Below are 14,244 nucleotides of genomic sequence, written 5' to 3' on the forward strand. Positions count from 1 at the left end.
GCAGTATTCGTTTTAGGAGATTGTCATGTCTAGCATCGGACACGATGTAGCCGCGGGCCACGAACACGTGCACGGCGACCATGCGCACGAGTTGCCGCACGGTTGGCGCCGCTGGTTGTTCGCGACCAACCACAAGGACATCGGGACGCTGTACCTGTTGTTCTCGTTCATCATGTTCCTGTCCGGGGGCGTGATGGCGCTGTTGATCCGCTCCGAGCTGTTCGAGCCCGGCCTGCAGATCATGCGTCCGGAGTTCTTCAATCAGCTCACCACGATGCACGGGCTGATCATGGTGTTCGGCGCGATCATGCCGGCGTTCGTCGGCTTCGCGAACTGGATGATTCCGCTGCAGATCGGCGCGTCGGACATGGCCTTCGCGCGGATGAACAACTTCAGCTTCTGGCTGCTGCCGGTTGCCGCCGTGCTGCTGATCGGTTCGTTCTTCGCACCGGGCGGCGCGACTGCCGCGGGCTGGACGCTGTACGCGCCGCTGTCGACGCAGATGGGCCCGGGCATGGACTTCGCGATCTTCGCGATCCACATCATGGGCGCGTCGTCGATCATGGGCGGGATCAACATCGTCGTGACGATCCTGAACATGCGCGCACCCGGCCTCACGCTGATGAAGATGCCGATGTTCGTGTGGACGTGGCTGATCACCGCGTACCTGCTGATCGCCGTGATGCCGGTTCTGGCGGGCGCGATCACGATGGTGCTGTTCGATCGTCACTTCGGCACGTCGTTCTTCAACGCGGCCGGCGGCGGCGACCCGGTGATGTACCAGCATATCTTCTGGTTCTTCGGGCACCCCGAGGTGTACATCATGATCTTGCCGGCGTTCGGGATCGTGTCGCAGGTGATCCCGGCGTTCGCGCGCAAGCCGCTGTTCGGCTATAGCTCGATGGTGTACGCGACGGCGTCGATCGCGATCCTGTCGTTCATGGTCTGGGCGCACCACATGTTCGCGACGGGCATGCCGGTCACGGGCCAGCTGTTCTTCATGTACGCGACGATGCTGATCGCCGTGCCGACGGGCGTGAAGGTGTTCAACTGGGTCGCGACGATGTGGCGCGGCGAGCTCACGTTCGAGACGCCGATGCTGTTCGCGGTCGGCTTCCTGCTGGTGTTCACGTTCGGCGGTCTGTCGGGCCTGATGCTCGCGATGGCACCGCTCGACATCCAGTATCACGGCACCTACTTCGTGGTCGCGCACTTCCACTACGTGCTGGTGGCGGGGTCGCTGTTCGGGTTGTTCTCCGGGTGGTACTACTGGGCACCGAAGTGGACCGGCTGGATGTACAACGAGACGCGCGGCAAGATCCACTTCTGGGCGTCGATGATCTTCTTCAACCTCGCGTTCCTGCCGATGCACTTCGTCGGGCTCGCCGGCATGCCGCGTCGTTATGCGGATTACCCGGCGCAGTTCACCGACTGGAACCAGGTGATCACGATCGGCGCGTTCGGCTTCGGTCTCGCCCAGGTCTACTTCCTGTTCGCAGTCGCGCTGCCGGCGTATCGCGGCGGCGGCGAACTCGAGAAGGCATCGGACAAGCCGTGGGACGGCGCGACGGGCCTCGAATGGACCGTGCCGAGCCCGGCTCCGTTCCATACGTTCGAAAATCCGCCGACGGTCGAATAAGCTTTGCGCGCAGTGCGTTCCGGTTCGGCATCAGTCGGCCCGGAACGCCGCACGGCAGATAAGCCACGAACCGCGGTTCATGAATGAAGCAGCCAGATAGTCCAGCATGACCGGGAATCCACAAAAAAGACGTACCCCCGAGCAGATCCGCGCGGGCAACAAGCGGCTTGGTTTGATCCTCTTTGCTATCGCCGCCGTTTTCTTTGTGGGTATCTTCATCAAGCAGTGCTTTTTCGCGTGACGTGTGTGCGCGACGTCTGCCAGATGTTCTGCTGAGGTAGTGAGGTAGTCGATGTCGAAGCCGCCGGCCGAGGCCGATCGCTCTTTTAATCGCACGATGCGGGTGAAGCTCGTCGTCGTCGTGGTGCTGATGTTCGGCTTTGGGTTCGCGCTGGTGCCGATGTATCGCGCGATCTGCCGGGTCACCGGCATCAACAACCTCGTGCAGCGCGATGCAACCGCGCGCGAGGCGAAGAACACGCAGGTCGACACGAGCCGCACGATCTCGATCGAATTCGATGCGAACGCGCGCGGCCCGCTCGGTTTCAAGCCGGAGCAGCACAGTCTCGACGTGCATCCCGGCGCGGTGACGACAGTGATGTACGAGGTCTCGAACCAGCAGGCGCGCGCGATCCAGGCGCAGGCAATTCCGAGCTACGCGCCGCAGCAGGCGACCGAGTACTTCAAGAAGATCGAATGTTTTTGCTTTACGCAGCAGACGCTCGCTGCGAACGAGACGAAGCGGATGCCGGTGGTGTTCGTCGTCGATCCGAAGTTGCCGAAGGACGTGAAGACGATCACGCTGTCGTACACGTTCTTCGAACTGAATACGCCGGCGCCGGCCGTGCGCGATACCACGGGCGAGAGTCCGTCGTAAGCGATGGTGTGAAGCAAGGCTGAAACGAGGCAACGAAGATGGGCGACGACAACAGCAAGGGCAGTAGCGCAAGCAGCTTCGGCCGCTCGATGAAAGCCGTGATGTGGTCGTTTTTCGGCGTGCGCAAGCGCCGCGACCTCGAAGCGGATGCCACGCAGCTGAATCCGCTGCATGTGGTGATCGCAGCGCTGATCGGCGCGGCGATTTTCATCGCGATACTGATCGTGGTCGTGCGGCTGGTAGTCGGCTGATGCACGGATGACGCGCGGCGACGCATGAAGAAGCAGAGAGTGAACGGCGCGCTACCGACGCGCCGAAGAAGATACAGCCGGAGCTTCCGGAACAACTGGACTGAAGTGGAGAATCAAGCATGAGCGGTCAAAACGAGAGCCCGTACTATTTCGTACCGCACCCGTCGCGGCATCCGATCACCGCAGCCCTTGGGCTGCTGGTCATTCTCGGTTCGCTGGCGGCCTGGGTGAACGGTGAGACGTGGGCGCCGATTACCGCGCTCGTCGGCCTGCTGTGGCTGTTGTTCGTGCTGTATCACTGGTTCGGCGATGCGATCTCCGAATCCGAAGGCGGGATGTACGGCAAAAACGTCGACAAGTCGTACCGCTGGAGCATGAGCTGGTTCATCTTCTCCGAAGTGATGTTCTTCGGTGCGTTCTTCGGTGCGCTGTTCTACGCACGTCAGATCGCGCTGCATCAACTCGGCAGCCTCGACTACAAGCTGATCTGGCCGGACTTCTCGGCGGTGTGGCCGAACAACGGGCCGGCGGCGCTCATATCGACCTTCAAGTCGATGACGCCGTGGCCGGTGCCGACGATCAACACGGCGCTGCTGCTGTCGTCGGGCGCTACGCTGACGGTGTCGCACCATGCGCTGCGTGAAGATCATCGCAAGAAGGCAATCGCGTGGCTCGCGGCGACGATCGTGCTGGGCGTGACGTTCCTTTTCCTGCAGGGCTTCGAATACTTCCACGCGTACAACGAACTCAACCTGACGCTCGCGTCGGGCGTGTACGGCTCGACGTTCTTCCTGCTGACCGGCTTCCACGGTTTCCACGTGTTCCTCGGCGGAACGATGCTCACGGTGGTGCTGGTGCGGATGATCCGCGGACACTTCACCGCAGAGCATCACTTCGCGTTCGAAGGCGCCGCCTGGTACTGGCACTTTGTCGACGTCGTGTGGCTCGGGCTGTACGTCGTCGTCTACTGGCTGTAAGAACGGTTGACCCGTGCGCGGCGAGGCGCTGCGCACGACATCCGCCGCCGCGAGTCGAACTGCGGCGTGCGGTGCAAGATGCAGAGTGACTGCGCCGCCCTCGACCGTGTCCGGGCGGCGTTTTGTTTTGCGGCGCGGTGTGTGTTCACCGATGCGTGCTCACGACACGCACGAAGAGGCGCGACATGCTGTCGCAGCAGCACGCCCGCGATGCGGCGTAGAGTCGCGTAGCGCGACGGCCTAGCGTCCGTACGGAATGCCGGTGGACTGAATCCAGCCCATCCAGTGTGCGAACAGGATGAACAGGAACAGCGAGATCGACAGCCCTACGCGCATGGCAAGCGACCAGACCATCCGCTTCGTGCGGCCGCGGTCGTGCATCATGAAGTAGAGCGCCGAGACCATGCTGGCAATGATCAGGACGAAGGCGATGGGAACGAGTATGTGCATGAAACCCACTTTGAATCGGAATCGCGGAAACGGTGTGACCATTATCGCACCGCACATTCCGTACCGCGCACGATGAAGATCCGCTGGATTCCCGCGCTGCTGATTCTCGTCGTGGTCGCGTTGACGGTGCGGCTCGGCTTCTGGCAGCGCGATCGCGCGCATCAGAAGGAAGCGCTGCAGACGCACATCGTGCAATTCGAGCACGCGGCGCCGGTCGCGGTAGGGTCGCAGCGCATCGACCTGAAGGACATCGAATTCCACCGCGTGCGCGCACGCGGGCAGTTCATGCCGGACCTCGTCGTCTATCTCGACAATCGCCCGTATAACGATCAGGCGGGCTTCTATGTCGTGATGCCCTTTAAACTCGCGGACGGCGGCTACGTGCTCGTCAATCGCGGCTGGTTGCCGCGCAATTCGAGCGACCGCACGGCGATCGAGCCGTTCGATACCCCGAAGGGCGACATCGAGATCGAAGGCATCGCGCGCGCCGATGCGAGCAAGGCATTCGAACTCGGGCAGGGCGGCTCGGCTGCGCATCAGAAGATCCGCCAGAATCTCGACGTCGCCGCGTATGCGACGGAAACCGGTCTGCCGCTGCAGCCGTTCGTGATCCAGCAGGTCAGCGACGATGGCGATCGGCTGGTGCGCGACTGGCCGGCGCCGACCACCGGCGTCGAGCGCAATTACGGCTACATGCTGCAGTGGTGGGGCATGGCGATTGCCGCGATCGCGTTCGGGCTGTATGCGGCGCGGCGCGCGGCGAAGAAAGAGCAGCAGGTATCCAGTTTGTAGAGCGCGATGCGTTGACGCTTTACCGCATGCATCGTTTTCTTTTGAAAGAGGTCAGCAGTGTCGATACGAACTTCCCGTACGTCGCCTTCCGGCGAAGCAGCCGGCAGCGGCGCCCGTCAACCGGGCAACAAAGGCAGTAACGGTGGCAAGGGCAACAAGGGCTCGTGGAAGCGTGGCCGCTGGATGCTGCTGCTGCTCGCGATCATCTGCGCGGCGCCCGTGATCGGCTCGTACGTGACCTACTACATCATCAAGCCGACCGGCGGCACGACGAGCTACGGCACGCTAATCGAGCCGCAGCGTCCGATTCCCGAGTCGCTCGTCGTCACCGGCGAGGACGGCAAGCCGATCAAGCTCGCGTCGCTGCACGGTCGCTGGGTGATGATCTCGATCGACAGCAGCGCATGCGACAAAGCCTGCGCGACGAAGCTCTATTTCATGCGCCAGATTCGCGTGGCGCAAGGGGGCGAACGCGAGCGCCTGGTCACCGTGTGGCTGCGCACCGATGCGAACCCGGTGCCGGACGTGATCCGCACCGCGTACCCCGACACCGGCAAACTCATCGCGGATCCGGCTGCGCTGGCCGCATGGTTGCCCGTCGATGCGGGCACGCAGCTCACCGATCACATCTACATGGTCGATCCGAACGGCAACCTGATGATGCGTTTCCCGAAGGATCCCAATCCGGGCAAGATCAAGGGCGACGTGACGAAGCTGCTGAAGTGGTCGAGCATCGGTTGATGCGACGGCTCGCATCGCGACAAGGGTAAAGAGATGTTCGTACTGCAACTGGGCCTGATCGGCGTGTGCATCGCGCTGCTGCCGCTGTCCTACGTGTGGGTCAAGGCCGACGACAACAAGTTTCGCAAGCTCGTGTGGGTCACGACGTTCCTCACGCTCGACCTCGTGATGTTCGGCGGCTTCACGCGGCTGACCGATTCGGGGCTCGGCTGTCCGGACTGGCCCGGTTGCTATGGCACGTCGTCGCCGTTCATCGCGCACGCGGCGATCAGCGCCGCGCATGCGGCATTGCCGAGCGGTCCGGTCAGCATGACGAAGGCGTGGATCGAGATGATCCACCGTTACTTCGCGATGGCGATCGGCGTGCTGATCGTCGCGCAGACGTTGATCGCATGGAGTGCGCGGTTGCGGCGCAAGCCGCTTCACGTGTCGCCGTGGTGGCCGACGTCGCTGCTGCTGCTGATCCTCGTGCAAGGCGCGTTCGGCGCGTGGACCGTGACGATGAAGCTGCAGCCGGTGATCGTCACGACGCATCTGCTGCTCGGGCTCGCGTTGCTTGGCGGCCTGGGCTGGCTGGCCGCGCGGATGACGCCGTTGCCCGCTTACGATCCCGGCGCTGCGCGCTGGCGCACGGCCGCGCTCGCGGGCCTCGCGCTGCTGATCGTGCAGATCGCGTTCGGCGGCTGGGTCAGTACGAACTACGCAGTGCTCGCGTGTACCGACTTCCCGACCTGCAACGGCCAATGGATCCCGCCGATGGACTTCGCGCACGGCTTCCATCTGTGGCGCGCGCTCGGCATGACCGGCGACGGCGAGGTGATCACGCAGGACGCACTCGTCGCGATCCACTGGACGCACCGCACGTTCGCGTTCGTCGTGATCGCGTACCTCGTGTGGTTCGCCGCGAAGATGCGCCGGTTCGAGTCGCTGCGGCGGCCCGCGAACGGCGTGCTGCTGGTGGTCGCGATACAGTTCGCTACCGGTCTGTCGAATATCGTGCTTCAATGGCCGTTGCCGGTCGCCGTCGCGCACAACGGCGGCGCTGCGATCCTGTTGCTGCTGCTCGTTATGCTAAACTTTCGAATCGCTTTTAGCCGTCCCGGCCGCGCCGTGTTGCCTGCGCGCGATGCCGCGCCAGCGTGACCCACATGGACAGCACAACACTCTCCCAATCGCCCGGTAGCCGGATCTCCCAGTATCTCGCGCTGACCAAGCCGCGTGTGACGCAGCTTGCGGTGTTCTGCGCGGTGATCGGTATGTTCCTGTCGACGCCGGGCATGGTGCCGTGGACGGTTCTGATCGGCGGCACCGTGGGCATCTGGCTGCTGGCCGGCGCCGCGTTCGCGATCAATTGCCTCGTCGAACAGAAGATCGACGCGAAGATGCGTCGCACCGCATGGCGTCCTTCAGCACGCGGCGAAATCACCACCACCCAGATCCTGCTGTTTTCCGCCGTGCTCGGCGGTCTCGGCATGTGGACGCTCTACACGTTCGCCAATCCGCTGACGATGTGGCTCACCATCGCGACCTTCGTCGGCTACGCGGTCATCTACACGCTGCTGCTCAAACCGGCCACGCCGCAGAACATCGTGATCGGCGGTGCGTCGGGCGCGATGCCGCCGGCGCTCGGCTGGGCTGCCGTGACCGGCCACGTGCCGGGCGATGCGTGGATTCTCGTGCTGATCATCTTCGTGTGGACGCCGCCGCATTTCTGGGCGCTCGCACTCTATCGCCGCAAAGACTACGAAAACGCCGGCCTGCCGATGCTGCCGAACACGCATGGCGAGAAGTACACGCGGCTGCACATCTTCCTGTACACGGTGATTCTGTTCGCCGTGACGCTGATGCCATTCATCTCCGGGATGAGCGGGCTGTTCTATCTGATCTCGGCAGTGCTGCTCGGCGCGGTGTTCCTCGCGTATGCGTGGAAGATCTACCGCGAGTATTCGGACGCGCTCGCGCGCAGCACTTTCCGCTATTCGATCGTCTATCTGTCGCTGCTGTTCATGGCGCTGCTGATCGACCACTATGCGCGCGTCGTGATCGGCGCGTAACACCATGCTCACATCCTGGTTTGCGCGGGCCTCGCGCGTCGCTCTCGTCGCGTGCGCGCTCGGCGGCGTGGCGCTCGTGTCCGGCTGCGGCAAGCAGCCACCGTCGTTCGAGAATCTCGACCTCACCGGCAACACGCAGTTCGGCAGCGACTTTTCGTTGCCCGACACCGACGGCAAGGTCCGCACGCTCGCCGACTACAAGGGCAAGGCCGTCGTGCTGTTCTTCGGCTATACGCATTGTCCGGACGTGTGCCCGACGACGATGGCCGAACTGTCGCAGGCGTTGCAGCAACTCGGTCCGGATGCGGCGAAGCGCGTGCAGGTGCTGTTCGTCACGGTCGATCCGCAGCGCGACACGCCTGCTTTGCTCGCGCAATACGTGGCAGCGTTCAATCCGTCGTTCGTCGGACTGCATCCCGCCGACGATGCGCAACTCGTCAAGATCACGAAGGACTTCCGCGTGTACTACGCGAAGGTGCCGGGCAAGACGCCCGACAGCTACACGATGGATCACACGGCCGCGAGCTATGTGTTCGATCCGTCCGGCAAGCTGCGGCTGTTTGCACGCGACGGCCAGGGCGCCGGCCCGTGGGTGCACGATCTGAAACTGCTGCTCGACTGAGCGTGTGTTTCTTCGCGCACGGCGTTCGGTCCGTGCGCTTCTTCCTTGATGATCTTTATACCGGCTCGGGCAGCGTCACGCCTGCAGCGAGCCGCGTCGCCTTGAATTCCGTGATGTCGTAACGCGCGAGCTGCCGTTGAGCAAACGGATCGGCGGCGAGAATCGCGTCGAGCCTGTCGCGCTCGATTCCCACCGCGACGATGACGCCGCCGTCGCGCGGCACCTTCGGTCCCGCCATCACGAATACGCCTGCTTCGAATTGCTGCGCGAGAAACGCGCGGTGTGCTTCGAGTTCGTCGTCGACGCGCTCGAGCGGCGCTGTGTAGGTGATCGAAATGACGTACATGATGGGACCTCGCGATGAAGGAGACGGGCGCGCGCCCGCGATTCGCCATTATCTGTCAGTGGGCTTCGTGGTGCTGTGGCGCCGGCCTCTTGCGCCGCTCGGCGGGCTGCATACCGATATGAGATCGCGATATTTCACTTCCCGCCGCGCGTATGCGACCATCTGCGGCCGAGCTGGCGACACCGCACAACGCATCGCAAACCCGTCGCCGGCGTGTTACCCGAGTTACCCGAATCCGACATCGATCGGACAAGCGAGAAAGAAATGCAGCGCAGACATATCCTCAAAGCCCTCTCGGCAGTCGCGGTTACGGCCGCATTCGTCACCAGCATCGGCGTGCATGCCGAAGACAAGCCGATCAAGGTCGGCACCATCAGCGGTCCCGACGCGCAGATCTGGGCCGTCGTGCAGAAGGTCGCGAAGCGCGAAGGGCTCGACGTGAAGGTCATCGAGTTCAACGACTACGTGCAGCCGAACGCCGCGCTCGACGCAGGCGACCTCGATGCGAACAGCTTCCAGCATCAGCCGTACCTCGACAGCCAGGTGAAGCAGCGCGGCTACAAGATCGTCAACGCGGGGCTCACGTACATCTCGCCACTCGGCATCTACTCGAAGAAGCTGAAGTCGCTGAAGGATTTGCCGCAGGGCGCGAAGGTCGCGGTGCCGAACGATCCGTCGAATGAAAATCGCGCGCTGCTGTTGCTGCAGGCGCAGGGCGTCATCAAGCTGAAGGCCGGCGCGGGCACGAACGGCGGCAGTGCGACGCCGCTCGACGTCGCGGAGAATCCGAAGAAAGTGAAGCTCGTCGAACTCGACGCGGCGCAACTGCCGCGCTCGCTGTCGGACGTCGACGCTGCGGCGATCAACACGAACTACGCGCTGGCTGCCGGTCTGCAGCCCACTAAGGATGCGATCGCGCTCGAAGACGTGCACAGCCCGTACGCGAACCTGATCGCCGTGCGCGCGCAGGACAAGGACAAGCCGTGGGTGAAGAAGCTGGTGGCGGCGTATCAGTCGGAAGACGTGCGTGCGTTCATCAAGACGCAGTTCAAGGGCTCGGTTGTGCCTTCGTTCTGATGATGGGCTGATCGATGTCGATCGGGTGAGCGGTACTTAAGCCGCACCGGATGCGATACGAAAAAGCGCCGTGGGATGCCACGGCGCTTTTTCTTTTTGCGCGACAGGGATTGCCTGGTACGGATCGCACGCAGCGTCCGCTCCGCCCGCTACAAATCCCGCTCCCAATGCTCGATCGGCAGATCCCGACCAAAGCGCCACTCGGAAGTATTCGCTGCGCACACGAAGCCCCTGCGCTCGCAAAGTCGCCGCGCGTCGTGCAGAAACGGCGTGGTCCACAGCGTGAGCTTCGTGTACCCGGCGCGTGTCGCGAACTGCACGCATTCGTCGAGCAGTTGCGTACCGATGCCGAGGTGCCGCGCTTCCGGTTCGACGTACAGCAGCCGCACGCGCGCGACGGTCGTCGACACGCACACCACCATCGCCGACCCGACGATCGCTCCAGCCTGCTCGGCGACCCAGCCGGTTTCGCGCAGCGGGTCGCGGTGTCGCAGGAAATCGGCGACGACGCGCGACAGCATGCCTTCGAACGTCGGATCCCAGTCGTACTCGGCGGCGAACCACTGCGCCTGACGATGCACGAGCCAGCCATATTCGCCGGGGCCCACCGCGCGCAGCGTCACGGGGCTGCGGCGCAACTCCGGATCGAGCAGCCATTCGATGCGTTGCATCGCATCGATCAACCATTCCTGCGACTCGGGCGGAATCTGCGCGAGCACGGCCGCGACTTCCGCGCGCGCGGCTTCGTCGAGCGGCTGCCAGATCGTCATGCCGGCGTCGGTCAGCGACAGCAGCGACTGTCGCGCATCGCTTTCCGACGGGCGGCGCGTCAGCAGATTGCGACGTTCGAAACTGGTGAGCAGGCGGCTCAGATAGCCGCTGTCGAGCCCGAGATTGCGCGTGAGCGCCGCAGCGGTCTGCGCGTGTCCACGCGCGAGTTCGTGCAGCACGCGCACCTCGGTCAACGAGAAAGCGCTCTTTTGCAGGTACTCATGCAGCGCGCCGATGTGCTGGGTATAGAAACGGTTGAAGTGGCGGACGGCCTCGGCGCGCCGCTGCGCTTCGGAATCGTTCAAAACGCGTGCCCCCGGAAATCTTGCGGATCAAGGCAGCACTATATGGCATTGCATCGGATAGTTGAAACGGGCCAGACGGCCGCGCCGGGCAAGCGCTGGTATTAGAGAGGTCTCGTGAGTGGTGCGCAAGGCGGCTCGCCGGTACGGACCAGTCTATCGAGGTGGTCTTATCGTGTGGCCCGAATACGGGTAAATCCTGGGCAAGTTCGAGCCCACTCCATATCGCGATAAACTCTTTGTAAGCCTTTACCAGTAAGGATTTCAGGCGATTTTCATCGATAGATACCAGTTTATTGACTGGTACTAAGTTGGTTATATAATGGGCTCGCTTTCGATGGCCCCACACCATCGCTTTTTCTCGGCCAGGTCTTCTGAACGGATTCGCCGGAGCCCCATGGAAACACGCTGGTCCGCGCTGACGCCCGACGCGCGCAACATCACTCCGCTCTACCTGCAGCTCGCTCGCAATCTGGCGACCGCGATCCATTGCGGCGTCTGGTCGGCGGGTGAGGCGTTGCCGTCGGAGCGCACGCTGTCCGATGCGATCGGCGTGTCGCGGATCACCGCGCGCAAGGCGATCGAGCTGCTCGTCGAGCAGGGCTTGATCCGGCGTGCACGCGGCGCGGGCAGCTTCATCACGCCGCGCGTCGAGGACCCGCTGTCACGCCTCACGGGCTTCACGAAAAAGATGGAACAGCGCGGCTTCCGTCCCGATTCGATCTGGCTCGAGCGCGACATTCGCCCGGCGAATCGTGACGAGGTCGTGCATCTCGGGTTGTCGCCGGGTGCGGCGGTTGCGAGTCTGCGTCGGTTGCGTCGTGCGGATGGGATCGTGATGGCGGTCGAGCATTCGACGCTGCCCATCTCGATCGTGCCGGACCCGCAGGCGGTCGGCACATCGCTGTACGGTTTTCTGGAGCAGCGGGGCCACGCGGTGGTACGCGCATTGCAGCACTTCCGTGCAGTCAACGCGACGAGCGAGATCGCGTCGCTGATGGACATGGAGCCGCGCACCGCGCTGCTGGTGATCACGCGCATCGGCTTCAGCGCCGATCAACGCGCGATCGAACTGACGGACACCTACTGCCGCGACGACTACTACGACTTCGTCGCCGAACTGCGTAGCTAGCGAGTAGCGAGCTAGCGACGCGGAAATTTTCGTGCGGCACGGAACAGCGCGCCATACGAACAGTCATGCATTGCATCACGCATCATCAGAGAGACTCATGCTGACCGGAAACATACTGACGCCCGAAGGCTGGATCCACGGCACGCTCGAATTCGAGAACGGCCGCATCACGTCGCTCACGGGCAACGCGGCGGACCCCGCGAACAACGACGCGCCGTACATCCTCCCTGGCTTCATCGATCTGCACGTGCACGGCGGCGGCGGCTCGGACGTGATGGAAGCGGGCGACGCGATCGACACGATCACGCGCACGCACGCACGCCACGGCACGACGAGCCTGCTCGCGACGACGATGACCGCGCCGCGCGAAGAGTTGATGAACGTCGTCGCCGGTCTCGCCAGCGTGACGCGCAACCGGACGACGAACGGCGCGCGCGTGCTCGGCGTGCATCTCGAAGGGCCGTATATCAATCCCGGCAAGCTCGGCGCGCAGCCGGACGCGGCGGTATCGGCGGTACTCGACGAAGTGTTGAAGTATCTGTCGATCGCGCCGATCCGCGTCGTCACGCTCGCACCGGAAATCGCCGGCCACATCGAGATCATCTCGGAGATGGCGGCGCGCGGCGTACGCGTGCAGCTCGGCCATTCGCTCGCGACCTACGACGACGCGGTCGCCGCGCTGAAGCACGGCGCGTGTGGCTTCACGCATCTGTTCAACGCGATGTCCCCGCTGCATCACCGCAATCCGGGGCTCGTCGGCGCGGCGCTCGCGCACGCCGAATACGCGGAAATCATTCCCGATCTGCTGCATGTCCACCCGGGCGCGATCCGTGCGGCGATGCGCGCGATTCCGCGTCTCTACGTGGTCACCGACAGCACGTCGGCAACCGGCATGCCGGACGGCGAATACCGGCTCGGCAGCCAGCATGTCACCAAGTGCCTCGGCGGCGTGCGTCTCGCCGACGGCACGCTCGCAGGCAGCACGCTGACGATGGATCAGGCGCTGCGCAACCTCGTCTCGCTCGGCCTGCCGATGGCCGACGTGTCCAACCGCCTGTCGCGCTATGCCGCCGACTACCTCGGTCTCGAAGACCGCGGCCGTCTCACGCGCGGCGCGTGGGCCGACGTCGTCGTGTTCGATCGCGAACTGGCACTGACCGCGACTTACGTCGAAGGAGAATCGATTGTCGAATATGCTTAAAGAGGCGCTGGCGTCCGCCGATACGGTCGCCGCGCAGCTTGCCGATCCGTCGCGCGTGCAGGCGCTCGCGACCCGTCTCGCCGAAGCGCCGCGCGATGTCGCGCTGACCGTCGCGCGCGGCAGCTCCGATCACGCGGCGAGTTACTTCGCGAGCCTGACGATGAGTCGTCTCGGCGTGCCGGTCGCGTCGCTGCCGATGTCGGTCGCGACGCTTCAACAGGCGCCGCTGAAAGTGCGCGGCCAGCTCGCGCTGGCGTTCTCGCAGTCCGGCAAGAGCCCCGACCTGATCGGCACGATGATCGCGCTGCGCGATGCGGGTGCGTTGACCGTCGCTGCGGTGAACGCGCCGGACTCGCCGCTCGCGGATGCGTGCGAGTGGCATCTGCCGCTCGCGGCCGGTCCCGAACTGAGCGTCGCGGCGACGAAGAGCTACATCGCGATGCTGTCAATGTCCGCGCAGCTGGTCGCGCACTGGCAACGCGACGACGCATTGCTCGGCGCGCTCGACACGCTGCCCGATGCGCTGCGTCGTGCGGGCACGCTCGACTGGTCTGCTGCAGTCGACGCGCTGCGCGGCGTCGAGCGGATGATCGTGATCGGCCGCGGTCTCGGCCTCGCGATCGCGCAGGAAGCCGCGCTCAAGCTAAAGGAAACCTCGGGCATCCAGGCCGAAGCGTTTTCGAGCGCGGAAGTGCGGCACGGTCCGATGGAACTGATCGATCGAGACTACCCGTTGCTCGTGTTTGCCCCGCGCGGTCCCGAACAGCAGGGCCTCGTGCAACTCGCACAGGACATGAAAGCGCGCGGCGCACATGTGCTGCTCGCCGCGCCCGACGACGTCGCCGACGGTGTTGCCGACATCGTGCTGCCGGTCGTGCAGACCGCGCACGCGGCGCTCGATCCGATCGCCGCGATCCTGTCCTTCTACGTGATGGCCGCGGCGCTCGCCGCCGCTCGCGGACGCAATCCCGATGCGCCGCGCCATCTGAACAAAGTCACTGAAACTCACTGA

Annotated in this window: 17 protein-coding genes; 14 read left to right on the forward strand and 3 right to left on the reverse strand. The window is 64.0% G+C overall.

Features of this window, described 5'->3' with window-relative positions:
* Positions 1 to 25 precede the first annotated feature (25 nt).
* The 5 genes from ctaD to E1748_RS25425 all read left to right on the forward strand — a co-directional run bounded on the left by ctaD (position 26) and on the right by E1748_RS25425 (position 3,744).
* Positions 26 to 1,639 carry a cytochrome c oxidase subunit I gene (ctaD, locus tag E1748_RS25410; RefSeq protein ID WP_133650021.1) on the forward strand — a complete coding sequence of 538 codons (1,614 nt, stop codon included), beginning with the start codon at positions 26 to 28 and terminating at the stop codon, positions 1,637 to 1,639.
* A 106-nt stretch (positions 1,640 to 1,745) separates the two neighbouring features.
* On the forward strand, positions 1,746 to 1,880 hold the full coding sequence (locus E1748_RS31845) for a cytochrome oxidase small assembly protein (RefSeq protein WP_240766787.1): 135 nt from the start codon (positions 1,746 to 1,748) through the stop codon (positions 1,878 to 1,880).
* Positions 1,881 to 1,931: 51 nt separating this feature from the next.
* Positions 1,932 to 2,516 carry a cytochrome c oxidase assembly protein gene (locus E1748_RS25415; RefSeq protein WP_133650022.1) on the forward strand — a complete coding sequence of 195 codons (585 nt, stop codon included), beginning with the start codon at positions 1,932 to 1,934 and terminating at the stop codon, positions 2,514 to 2,516.
* Between the two features lie 38 nt (positions 2,517 to 2,554).
* Positions 2,555 to 2,767, forward strand: a complete 213-nt coding sequence (locus E1748_RS25420) for a DUF2970 domain-containing protein (RefSeq protein ID WP_133650023.1) — start codon at positions 2,555 to 2,557, stop codon at positions 2,765 to 2,767.
* Between the two features lie 119 nt (positions 2,768 to 2,886).
* Entirely contained in the window at positions 2,887 to 3,744 is an 858-nt protein-coding gene (locus E1748_RS25425) for a cytochrome c oxidase subunit 3 (RefSeq protein ID WP_133650024.1), read from the forward strand.
* A gap of 240 nt (positions 3,745 to 3,984) precedes the next feature.
* Here E1748_RS25425 and E1748_RS25430 read toward each other — a convergent pair whose 3' ends face one another.
* A complete protein-coding gene (locus E1748_RS25430; protein WP_133650025.1) occupies positions 3,985 to 4,194 on the reverse strand; it encodes a twin transmembrane helix small protein in 210 nt (69 codons plus the stop codon).
* A 72-nt stretch (positions 4,195 to 4,266) separates the two neighbouring features.
* On the opposite strand from E1748_RS25430, the gene E1748_RS25435 reads away from it, so the two are divergent.
* The 5 genes from E1748_RS25435 to E1748_RS25455 all read left to right on the forward strand — a co-directional run bounded on the left by E1748_RS25435 (position 4,267) and on the right by E1748_RS25455 (position 8,403).
* On the forward strand, positions 4,267 to 4,986 hold the full coding sequence (locus tag E1748_RS25435; RefSeq protein ID WP_240766788.1) for an SURF1 family protein: 720 nt from the start codon (positions 4,267 to 4,269) through the stop codon (positions 4,984 to 4,986).
* A gap of 183 nt (positions 4,987 to 5,169) precedes the next feature.
* Positions 5,170 to 5,727 (forward strand): SCO family protein, encoded by a 558-nt coding sequence (locus E1748_RS25440; RefSeq protein ID WP_205965313.1) that lies wholly within the window; start codon positions 5,170 to 5,172, stop codon positions 5,725 to 5,727.
* A 33-nt stretch (positions 5,728 to 5,760) separates the two neighbouring features.
* Positions 5,761 to 6,870 (forward strand): COX15/CtaA family protein, encoded by a 1,110-nt coding sequence (locus E1748_RS25445; protein WP_133650028.1) that lies wholly within the window; start codon positions 5,761 to 5,763, stop codon positions 6,868 to 6,870.
* A gap of 5 nt (positions 6,871 to 6,875) precedes the next feature.
* Positions 6,876 to 7,781 carry a heme o synthase gene (cyoE, locus tag E1748_RS25450; RefSeq protein WP_133650029.1) on the forward strand — a complete coding sequence of 302 codons (906 nt, stop codon included), beginning with the start codon at positions 6,876 to 6,878 and terminating at the stop codon, positions 7,779 to 7,781.
* 4 nt (positions 7,782 to 7,785) lie between these two features.
* Positions 7,786 to 8,403 (forward strand): SCO family protein, encoded by a 618-nt coding sequence (locus E1748_RS25455; RefSeq protein ID WP_133650030.1) that lies wholly within the window; start codon positions 7,786 to 7,788, stop codon positions 8,401 to 8,403.
* A 55-nt stretch (positions 8,404 to 8,458) separates the two neighbouring features.
* On the opposite strand, the gene E1748_RS25460 is transcribed toward E1748_RS25455, so the two are convergent.
* A complete protein-coding gene (locus E1748_RS25460) occupies positions 8,459 to 8,749 on the reverse strand; it encodes a YciI family protein (protein WP_133650031.1) in 291 nt (96 codons plus the stop codon).
* Positions 8,750 to 9,013: 264 nt separating this feature from the next.
* Between E1748_RS25460 and E1748_RS25465 the strand changes: the two genes are divergently transcribed.
* The gene (locus tag E1748_RS25465; protein ID WP_133650032.1) at positions 9,014 to 9,826 is read left to right on the forward strand and encodes a MetQ/NlpA family ABC transporter substrate-binding protein; all 813 of its coding nucleotides are present in this window, start codon (positions 9,014 to 9,016) and stop codon (positions 9,824 to 9,826) included.
* Positions 9,827 to 9,975: 149 nt separating this feature from the next.
* Here the strand turns inward: E1748_RS25465 and E1748_RS25470 are convergent, their stop codons facing one another.
* Positions 9,976 to 10,902, reverse strand: a complete 927-nt coding sequence (locus E1748_RS25470) for a bifunctional helix-turn-helix transcriptional regulator/GNAT family N-acetyltransferase (protein ID WP_133650033.1) — start codon at positions 10,900 to 10,902, stop codon at positions 9,976 to 9,978.
* A 394-nt stretch (positions 10,903 to 11,296) separates the two neighbouring features.
* On the opposite strand from E1748_RS25470, the gene E1748_RS25475 reads away from it, so the two are divergent.
* The 3 genes from E1748_RS25475 to E1748_RS25485 all read left to right on the forward strand — a co-directional run bounded on the left by E1748_RS25475 (position 11,297) and on the right by E1748_RS25485 (position 14,244).
* Positions 11,297 to 12,031, forward strand: coding sequence for a GntR family transcriptional regulator (locus tag E1748_RS25475; RefSeq protein ID WP_133650034.1), 735 nt, complete (start codon positions 11,297 to 11,299; stop codon positions 12,029 to 12,031).
* A gap of 97 nt (positions 12,032 to 12,128) precedes the next feature.
* Positions 12,129 to 13,232, forward strand: a complete 1,104-nt coding sequence (gene nagA / locus E1748_RS25480; protein WP_133650035.1) for an N-acetylglucosamine-6-phosphate deacetylase — start codon at positions 12,129 to 12,131, stop codon at positions 13,230 to 13,232.
* Positions 13,216 to 14,244, forward strand: coding sequence for an SIS domain-containing protein (locus E1748_RS25485; protein WP_205965295.1), 1,029 nt, complete (start codon positions 13,216 to 13,218; stop codon positions 14,242 to 14,244). Before nagA ends, E1748_RS25485 begins: the two co-directional genes overlap by 17 nt.

This window comes from Paraburkholderia flava, assembly GCF_004359985.1.
GTDB classification, from domain to species: Bacteria; Pseudomonadota; Gammaproteobacteria; order Burkholderiales; family Burkholderiaceae; genus Paraburkholderia; species Paraburkholderia flava.